This is a genomic window from Polaromonas sp. P1_G4 (genome assembly GCF_056405475.1).
Genome location: NZ_JBFUCA010000162.1, coordinates 1 through 8,056, shown reverse-complemented (window position 1 = coordinate 8,056; position 8,056 = coordinate 1). Strand labels below are relative to the sequence as shown.

Here is an 8,056-nt window from a genome sequence, read left to right as displayed (position 1 = left end):
ATTCTCTTCATCTGTTGCAATCCCCTCAATTGACAACCAAGCTGGAGAGAACCGTGACATCACCATCGAACCTGATCGCCGACCCGGCCCTGACAAACGAGCCCATCAACATCAACGAGGAAGCCTCCCTGAAATACTGGGTCAGCGCACTCGATTGCAGTGAGCTTGAACTGCGCGTTGCCGTGGCGGAAGTAGGCCCTGCCGCCAAAGACGTGAGCAATGAACTCGGGCGGTCTTTATGAGTGCCGCCGTTCCCGATGCGCCCGGGCCGCTCGCGGTGCGGGTGAAGGAGCCGTCAGCGGGTCTTTTTTACTGGGTGGTCACGCAGCTGTCAGCCGAAGAGCACATGGCGGACCTGCGCATTGAAGGTTCCGACCACCCGTACCCCACGCATGAAGCGGCGTTGCAGGCCGGCGCTGCTTGCCTCAAGGCGTTAAAAACCGGTCCCTTGCAGTCACTGGACTCCTGATAAACCCCGATAAGGTCTGTTAGAGCCCGTTGTGGGGGCCAAGGCCACGCAGGGAAACGGGCTCAGGTGCCTTTGATGCGCCGCAAGGCCTGGAGCCACATGTCGCGGTACATGACCCAGTCTCCCATGAAGCTGTAGAGTGGCCGCTTGAACGAGGCGGGCCGGTTCTTCTCGAATCCGAAATGCCCGATCCATGCAAAGCCGTAGCCGCACAGCAGGCCGGCCAGCAGCCACCACGGATTGCGGGTCATCAGCAGCGCTGCCAGGCAGAGCAGCGTGAGGCTTGAGCCTGCAAAGTGCAGGCGGCGGCAGGTCGCGTTGCGGTGCTCGCCCAGGTAGAAGGGGTAAAAATCCGCGAAAGACGCAAAGCTGCGGGGATCAACGGGTGTCGTGACGCCGGTTTCGGCCGCATCGGGGCTGATGGCATTCATGGGTTTGTCTCCTGCGCCGGATATCCGGTGGTGCTCCTTATTTTGCGGCGCTGGCCATAATAGTCAATCCATGGCCACCCGGCCCCTGCATCCTTTATGCACTCTTGCGTCTGCATGCCATCTGCTTTGCTTCCAGAGATTCCCCACAGCGAACCACCGGTAATGGCCGCTCCCACGCGCTGGGTGATTTGCCTCTGCGCGGACTGGTGCGGCCTTTGCCGCGACTACGGCGCCGTCTTCTCGGAAATGGCCTTGCGCTATCCGGAAAGCCGGTTTGTCTGGCTGGACATTGAAGATGAAGCCGCGTTGGTCGGCGACCTGGAAGTGGAGACCTTTCCCACGCTGCTGATTGCTGATGCGGGCGGCACGCGCTTTCTGGGTCCCCTGACGCCGCATGCGCAAACCCTTTCCCGCCTGCTGGAGTCGCTGGAGCAGACCGACGTCAGGCCCGTGCCCCATTTGCCATCCACACAGGCGCTGTTGCAGGCGCTGGAAGCGGCGCCGCACCGTGTGGGCGCGCAACGCCAGGTCAGGTAGCCGTCGTTGAAAACGGCGCCTTCAGAAAACCCCTGAAGCGCGCACGGCCGCCGCGTGTGGGGCTGGTGGTCAGGCGGTAGTGCGGAAAGCGCTGAAGAAACCGGCCAATGGCAATGCGGCCTTCAAGCCGCGCCAGGCTAAGCCCGGCACACTGGTGAATGCCGAAGCCGAAGGCCAGGTGGCGGTTGTCCTGGCGTGCCAGGTCCAGATGTTCGGGGTTGGAAAACTGTGCCGGGTCGCGGTTCGCGGCCCCAATGCATAGCGTCAGCAACGCGCCTTCGGGCAAGTCCACACCGCCCACCTGGCAGGCCTTGAGCGCGCGGCGGTTGCCCAGCTGGTTGGACGGCTCAAAACGCAGGAATTCATCGATTTCAACAGTTAAATCGGCCTCTAGCCCTTTATCGATGTGCGCGAGCAGCTCTGATTTTGATAGCAACTGTTGCTTCGCCTGCGGCCATTCCTGCAGCAGTACCAAGGCATTGCCGATCAGATTGGTCGTGGTTTCGTGGCCGGCGTTCAGGATGAACACGCAGTTTTGCAGCAATTCGGTTTCGCTGAGTCTTTCACCCGACACTTCTTCGCCGATCAGCCGTGTCAGCACATCGTGTTCCGGGTCACCCGGGTGTTTGCGCCGGTCCGCCACCAGGTCCTTGAGGTAGCCCGTGAAGTCCCGCACGCTGCCATTGCCCAGGGCTTCCTGTTCGGGCGTCAATTTGGGCTCCAGCGCGCCGAGTATGGCCAGCGACCAGGCGCGAAGCGGCGCCCGGTCGGCATGCGGCACGCCCAGCAGGTTGCCGATGATCTCCACCGGGATCGCCGAAGCAAAATCCTCAATCAAATCACCACCGCCCCGGCGCTCGATCGCATTCAGCAAGCTATCGACCAGCGTGATGAGCCCGGGCTCCATATCAGCAATGGCGCGCCGCGTGAGGGCGCCCATGATGAGTTTGCGAACGCGCGTGTGAAGCGGCGGGTCGTTGAACACCAGGCTGGTGGTGTGGTGTTCAAACAGGGCCGAGCCCGCTCCGTATTTGGGCCCGAACTCCACCTTCTTGTCCGAGCTGAAGGTCTGCGCGTCGCGGTACACCGCCACCAGGTCGGCATAACGCGTGAGGAACCAGGAACCGTCCGGCATGCGCTTGACGGGCTCGGTTTCGCGCAGCAGCGCATACACCGGATAGGGGTTGGCGTAAAAATCCGGCGGCAAGGCGCGCAGGTCGAAGCTGGCGGCGATTTCCTGCGCACGCTGCTGCGTCATCGCCGGCGTGGCCGTCAGCACGCTCATGGCTTGATGAAATCCTTCAGCGCAAACAAGACTCCTTCGGGTGCTTCGGTCATCATCTGGTGGCCGGCCTGCAGCATCACCGTCCTGGCATTTTTGGCTTTGGTCTGCAGCGGCGCCGCCATTTTTGGCAAGGTCATGGAATCGTTTTTGCCCAGGATGAACAGCACCGGGCACTGTACTTTTTCAATGGCCGCTTCGCCGCCGGTGTAGTCGTCGCAGGCCTTGAAGCCGCGGTGGAACAGGTTGACTTTGGTATTGCTGGCCAGCACCCGTTTCATGAGCGCCTTCGACCCCCCATACAGCCAGGTGCCCGGGCCCAGCGACGAGGGCGGCGGCGCCAGCATGGAATGCGAGAAAGTGTTGACCATTTCGATGGCCTTCATCGGCTGGTTCAGTGCGTTGTCCAGCAGCGCGGGCGAAACCTTCATCGGCGCGGCGGTTCCCAGCAGCGCCAGGTGCGTCACCCTGTGCGATGCAGTGGACGCCGCGTGCAGCGCCGTGAGGGAGCCAAAGCTGTGGCCCACCAGTGAGGCGCTCTTGATGCCGGCTGCACCGAGCAGCGCGATGATGAAGGCCGCCGCTTCTTCGACCGACTGCGGCGGCTCACCTTCGCTTTTGCAATGGCCGGGCAAGTCGGGTGCCAGCACGTTGAAGCCGTGGTGCGCGAAGTAGCGGGTCTGCAGTATCCAGATGCTGTGGTCGTTGAGCACACCGTGGATAAACACGACAGTGGGTTTGGCCGCATCGAAAGGTTTGCCGCCGGTGTAGCAATAGGTTTTGTGGCCGTTGACGTCGAGGTACATGCTTTAAGCCCCCGCTTTCACGGCGGCTTTTTCTGCCGCCTTGAGGGCGCGCTTGAGGTCGTCCAGCAGGTCGTCCGGGTCTTCCAGGCCAATCGACAGGCGGATCGTGCCTTGTGTGATGCCGCCGGCCGCCAGTGCTTCGTCGCTCATGCGGAAATGCGTGGTGCTGGCTGGGTGGATCACCAGGCTGCGGCAGTCGCCAACGTTGGCCAGGTGGCTAAAGACTTTCAGCGCCTCGATGAAGGCCTTGCCCTGTTCGCGGTTGCCCTTGATGTCGAAGCTGAACACCGAACCGGCGCCGCGCGGCAGCAGCTTTTTGGCCAGCGCGTGGCTGGGGTGCGATTCGAGCATGGGGTGGCCCACACGCGACACCAGCGGGTGGCTGGCAAGAAAATGCACCACCTTCTCGGTGTTGCCCATGTGCCGCGCCATGCGCAACGGCAGGGTTTCAATGCCCTGCAAAATCAGCCAGGCCGTGTGCGGGCTCATGCAGGCGCCGAAGTCTCGCAGGCCCTCACGCCGCGCGCGCAGCAGGAAGGCGCCCACGGTGCTTTCCTCGCTGAACACCATGTTGTGAAAGCCTTCGTACGCTTCGGTCAGTTCGGCAAATTTTCCGGACTTTTCCCAGTCGAAACTGCCGCCGTCCACCACCACGCCGCCAATGACCGTGCCGTGGCCGCTCAGGAACTTGGTGGCCGAGTGGTAGACCAGGTCGGCGCCGTGGTCAAAGGGCTTGATGAGCCAGGGGGAGGTGAGGGTGGAGTCCACCAGCAGCGGCACGCCGGCGTCATGGGCGATGCTCGAGACCGCTTCGATGTCCAGCACATCGAGGCCCGGGTTGCCCACGGTTTCACCGAAGAAAAGTCTGGTGTTGGGCCGCACGGCAGCGCGCCAGCCATCCAGGTCGCCGGGCTTGACGAAGGTGGTGTCGATGCCGAAACGGCGCAAGGTGTAGTGCAGCAGGTTCTGGCTGCCGCCATACAGCGCGGTGCTGGCCACGATGTGCGAACCGGCGCCCATCAAGGTGGCAATCGCCAGGTGCAACGCCGCCTGCCCGCTGGACGTGGCGATCGCGCCTATGCCGCCTTCCAGGGCCGACACGCGTTGCTCCAGCACCGCATTGGTCGGGTTGCTGATGCGCGAATAGACGTGGCCCGCACGTTCGAGGTTGAAGAGGCTGGCCGCGTGGTCGCTGGATTCGAAGACGAAAGAAGTCGTCAGGTGAATCGGCACGGCACGCGCGCCGGTGGTGGGGTCGGGCGCGGCGCCGGCGTGCAACGCCAGGGTGTCGAAGCCGGGGTCTGAGTAACCGGGCATGGGTTTGTCTCCAGTCAGAAAAAAGTGGCGGTGCGCCKGGCAATCGCAGGAGCCCGAACAGATTCTTGCAACCTGCCGTTTGATTGTGGGCTATATTTAAACTGAATTCCCTGTTGCCGCGCTGTGGTGGGACAATGAGGGCCGGCAAGCAGCACAACCGAGGAGATGGCCATGAAGGTTCTAGACATACTGCGCGTGAAGGGCAACACGCTTTACACCGTCCAGCCTGACGAACCCCTTGCCAAGGCGGCCCAGATCATGGCCGAAAAAGACATCGGCTCACTGGTCGTCATGGAGCACGGTGACCTGGTCGGCATGCTGACATTTCGCGAAGTGATTGTCTGCATCGTCAAAAACGGCGGCGAGATCGGCAGCACGCTGGTGCGTACCGCCATGGACGACCACCCGCTCACCTGCACGTCGGAGACCGAACTCGACGAAGTCCGCCGCATGATGCTGGAACGCCACGCGCGTTACATGCCCGTGATGAACCAGAAAGTCATGATGGGCGTCATCAGCCTCTACGACGTCGCCAAGGCCGTGGTGGACAGCCAGAACTTCGAAAACAAGATGCTCAAGGCCTACATCCGCGACTGGCCGGAGGAAGACGGCGCCGACCGCAGCTGAATATGAGGGGTACGGGCTTGACGGCGTTCTTTGCATAAAAGATGCCGCCAGCCCAATCAGCCCAATCAGCCCAATCAGGAGGAGCGCAAGGCGCTATCAAAATAATAGCCAGATACGCAAGGTATCTGGCCTGCTTTGCGGAGCAAGGCGATGGGAGCAGGGGTGCGCGACAACGCCAACAACGCCAACGGCCAGCTGTTTTATAGCTCCCTCTTCCTTTCCAGGCTTGCCGACCAGATACTGCTCTTCCTGGTTCCTCTGGTGGTTTTCGAAATCACGGGCAGCGTGGCCTGGTCCGGTATCGCCTTCACGGTAGAAACGCTCCCCCGCTTCCTGGCTTTTCCCGTGTGTGGCGCGCTGTGCGACCGGGTTTCGCCTCTCAAGCTTTTGCGCATCAGCCAGCTCTACCGCGCGCTCGTGTGCATCGGCGGGGCGGCCGCTTTTCAGTGGCTGGGCGGCATCGGCTGGCTGATTGCCCTGTCGGCGGTCTGCGGTGTGTTGACCACGCAKGGCCTGATGGCCCGCGAGGTCATGCTGCCGCAGATATTCAGGCAGCACCGCTTTGAAAAAGTGCTGGCCCATGCGCAGATTGCCGACCAGCTCGGCATGGTGCTGGGGCCCGTGCTGGCGTCAGTGCTGTTGCGCTGGGTGCCATGGCCCGCGGTGGTGGCAGCTACCGCGGCGCTCTTTCTGCTGGCCGACGGCGCCGTGACCTTGTGGCACCGGAAGAACCCGGTTGAGCTGGCCGCGCCCGAGACCGCCCCGGACCATTGGCTGCTGCCCATCCGCACCGCGTTTTCGCAGGTGCTGCACCTGCCGGGCCTGAAAAAAGTGATTGCGCTGGCAGCCGGCGTCAACCTGGTTATCGGCGTGACGCTCGCCACCTCGGCTGCGATGGTGACCGGGCTGCTGCAGCGCTCTGCGGGCGATTACGCGTTGCTGCAAACGGCCGGCGCTATTGCCACCGTCATCATCCTGCTGTTCATCGCCCGCACCGTGCTGCCCTTGCGCACCCTGGGCCTGGTGTCATACAGCGTGATGTTGGCCGGCGGCCTGCTCACGGGGCTGGCTGGCAACTTCTGGATGTACATCGCCGGTTTCTTGCTGGTGATCGGCTTTGACAAAATGTTCAACGTCTACATCCGCAGCCTGCGTCAGAAGATCATTCCACCGAGAGACCTCGGCAAGACCACTGGCGTGATTGTGATGCTCAACAATTTGTCGCAGCCGCTGGCGGGGATGCTGGTGGGGGTGTTTGCAGGGGTGATGGAGGGGCGTGGAGTGATTTTGGGATTGGTGGGCGCGATGGGTTTGATTGGGGCTCTGGTGGCATGGACGGAGCGGAGCGATGGCACGCGCGMATGAACACGGCTGTGCCTTYATCTTAAATATCAGGTTTGTATGAACGTAACTTCTTGCACCGAATGGGAAATCGAGTTGAACGAGGTGGATTCCACAGTGTCGTCGCTGAAAGCGCTCGTTGAACAATTAGCGCTTGCAGAGCGGTTGCCGCAAGGGCGCCTGGCGCTCAGCGCGGATGCTGGCCCGCGCCCGCTGTGGCAGCGCATTCTGGGTGCACGGCGATGGGTAGATATCTTTTTTGCGGTGGAGTGGTACGGCGAATATGCCAGTCTCATCTTTCTCGATGAAAACGGTAGCGAATACCGCGCTCTGGATCACGTAGCGCCTGTTTCGCCGTCTGAGGAAGTACGGACCAAGATCGCCCATGGTGAGATACGGCCTCACCTCATTGAAGAGTGCATGGGTAAAGACCGTGCATTCACGGCCATCAGGGAATTTCTGCAGTCGGGCGAGCGCCCTGCATGGCTGAGGTATCGCTATGTGCGGTGAGTTGCCTCCTCAAGCGTCAGGGGCCGTTGACATGGTGAAGAAATACTACGTCTGGGAAATCATCTCGTATGCATGGACCGAGATCGGAATCGAGGACACCGAATGCCGGCAACTTGTGCTGAAAGGCAATATCTCGGCGGATGACCTCAAGCTCGTCGATCGAATCATCTTCAGGGATGTCTGCGCCTCGTTTGCTTTCGACACCTTCCTGATTTTTCCGCTCATGCTGTGGATGATCATGCCTGACTGGGGATATGAAGAGAAGTACCTCAAGAAGCGTATGGAGCGTTGGTACGCCCGTCCGTATTGGCTTCACTTTCTGAACCCGATGCGATGCCTGGGCTATCCGCTTGCTGTGCTCATGGCGCTCAAGTACCGATCGATGCTGCGCAGAGTTGTGTTGAATGGGCACGATGGCGTCTAGGCAGAGCATCGGACTCTGCCGGCAAGCGCTCGCACACGATTCGACGTGGTGCTATTAATTCAGGAGCTGCTTGCGCCCGATTCCATTGGACTGGAGGCCGATTTTGTATGAATTTCAGCCCATGCTCGAGTGAATCATCTCCCGGACCCGCGGGTAGATTTGCTGATTCCACTTGCGTCCGCTGAACACCCCATAGTGCCCCACGCCGGTCTGCACATGGTGGGTTTTCATGTAGGGCCGGATGCCGGTGCACAGATCCTGCGCCGCTACCGTTTGCCCTACGGCGCAGATGTCGTCGCGTTCCCCTTCAAC

At 61.4% G+C, this 8,056-nt stretch carries 11 protein-coding genes and 1 pseudogene; 7 read left to right on the top strand and 5 right to left on the bottom strand.

The annotated features are described in order from the left end of the window. The first annotated feature begins 53 nt into the window (after positions 1 to 53). Positions 54 to 242, top strand: a complete 189-nt coding sequence (locus AC1D1X_RS10220) for a DUF3606 domain-containing protein (RefSeq protein WP_477667917.1) — start codon at positions 54 to 56, stop codon at positions 240 to 242. Further along, positions 239 to 469 carry a hypothetical protein gene (locus tag AC1D1X_RS10215; protein WP_477667916.1) on the top strand — a complete coding sequence of 77 codons (231 nt, stop codon included), beginning with the start codon at positions 239 to 241 and terminating at the stop codon, positions 467 to 469. The genes AC1D1X_RS10220 and AC1D1X_RS10215 overlap by 4 nt, the downstream gene beginning before the upstream one ends. A 62-nt stretch (positions 470 to 531) precedes the next feature. Here the strand turns inward: AC1D1X_RS10215 and AC1D1X_RS10210 are convergent, their stop codons facing one another. After that, positions 532 to 900: an Mpo1-like protein gene (locus tag AC1D1X_RS10210; protein ID WP_477667915.1), complete on the bottom strand. Its 369-nt coding sequence runs from the start codon at positions 898 to 900 to the stop codon at positions 532 to 534. Positions 901 to 1,062: 162 nt separating this feature from the next. Between AC1D1X_RS10210 and AC1D1X_RS10205 the strand changes: the two genes are divergently transcribed. Beyond that, positions 1,063 to 1,437, top strand: a complete 375-nt coding sequence (locus AC1D1X_RS10205) for a thioredoxin family protein (protein WP_477667914.1) — start codon at positions 1,063 to 1,065, stop codon at positions 1,435 to 1,437. On the opposite strand, the gene AC1D1X_RS10200 is transcribed toward AC1D1X_RS10205, so the two are convergent. The 3 genes from AC1D1X_RS10200 to AC1D1X_RS10190 are packed head-to-tail and all read right to left on the bottom strand — an operon-like array spanning position 1,430 to position 4,842. Next, entirely contained in the window at positions 1,430 to 2,722 is a 1,293-nt protein-coding gene (locus tag AC1D1X_RS10200) for a cytochrome P450 (protein ID WP_477667913.1), read from the bottom strand. The two genes, AC1D1X_RS10205 and AC1D1X_RS10200, sit on opposite strands and share 8 nt — an antisense overlap. Next, the gene (locus tag AC1D1X_RS10195; protein ID WP_477667912.1) at positions 2,719 to 3,525 is read right to left on the bottom strand and encodes an alpha/beta fold hydrolase; all 807 of its coding nucleotides are present in this window, start codon (positions 3,523 to 3,525) and stop codon (positions 2,719 to 2,721) included. The genes AC1D1X_RS10200 and AC1D1X_RS10195 overlap by 4 nt, the downstream gene beginning before the upstream one ends. A gap of 3 nt (positions 3,526 to 3,528) precedes the next feature. Further along, complete coding sequence (locus AC1D1X_RS10190) at positions 3,529 to 4,842, bottom strand: O-acetylhomoserine aminocarboxypropyltransferase (protein ID WP_477667911.1); 1,314 nt, start codon at positions 4,840 to 4,842, stop codon at positions 3,529 to 3,531. 171 nt (positions 4,843 to 5,013) lie between these two features. Between AC1D1X_RS10190 and AC1D1X_RS10185 the strand changes: the two genes are divergently transcribed. From AC1D1X_RS10185 to AC1D1X_RS10170, 4 genes are all read left to right on the top strand, one after another. Continuing rightward, positions 5,014 to 5,469 (top strand): CBS domain-containing protein, encoded by a 456-nt coding sequence (locus tag AC1D1X_RS10185; RefSeq protein ID WP_457280097.1) that lies wholly within the window; start codon positions 5,014 to 5,016, stop codon positions 5,467 to 5,469. Positions 5,470 to 5,619: 150 nt separating this feature from the next. Next, entirely contained in the window at positions 5,620 to 6,834 is a 1,215-nt protein-coding gene (locus AC1D1X_RS10180; protein WP_477698228.1) for an MFS transporter, read from the top strand. A gap of 36 nt (positions 6,835 to 6,870) precedes the next feature. Next, on the top strand, positions 6,871 to 7,320 hold the full coding sequence (locus AC1D1X_RS10175; protein WP_477667909.1) for a hypothetical protein: 450 nt from the start codon (positions 6,871 to 6,873) through the stop codon (positions 7,318 to 7,320). Between the two features lie 31 nt (positions 7,321 to 7,351). Then, entirely contained in the window at positions 7,352 to 7,744 is a 393-nt protein-coding gene (locus tag AC1D1X_RS10170; RefSeq protein WP_477667908.1) for a hypothetical protein, read from the top strand. Positions 7,745 to 7,858: 114 nt separating this feature from the next. On the opposite strand, the pseudogene AC1D1X_RS10165 reads toward AC1D1X_RS10170, so the two are convergent. Then, positions 7,859 to 8,056, bottom strand: a pseudogene (locus AC1D1X_RS10165) (polyhydroxyalkanoate depolymerase); the annotation flags it as partial.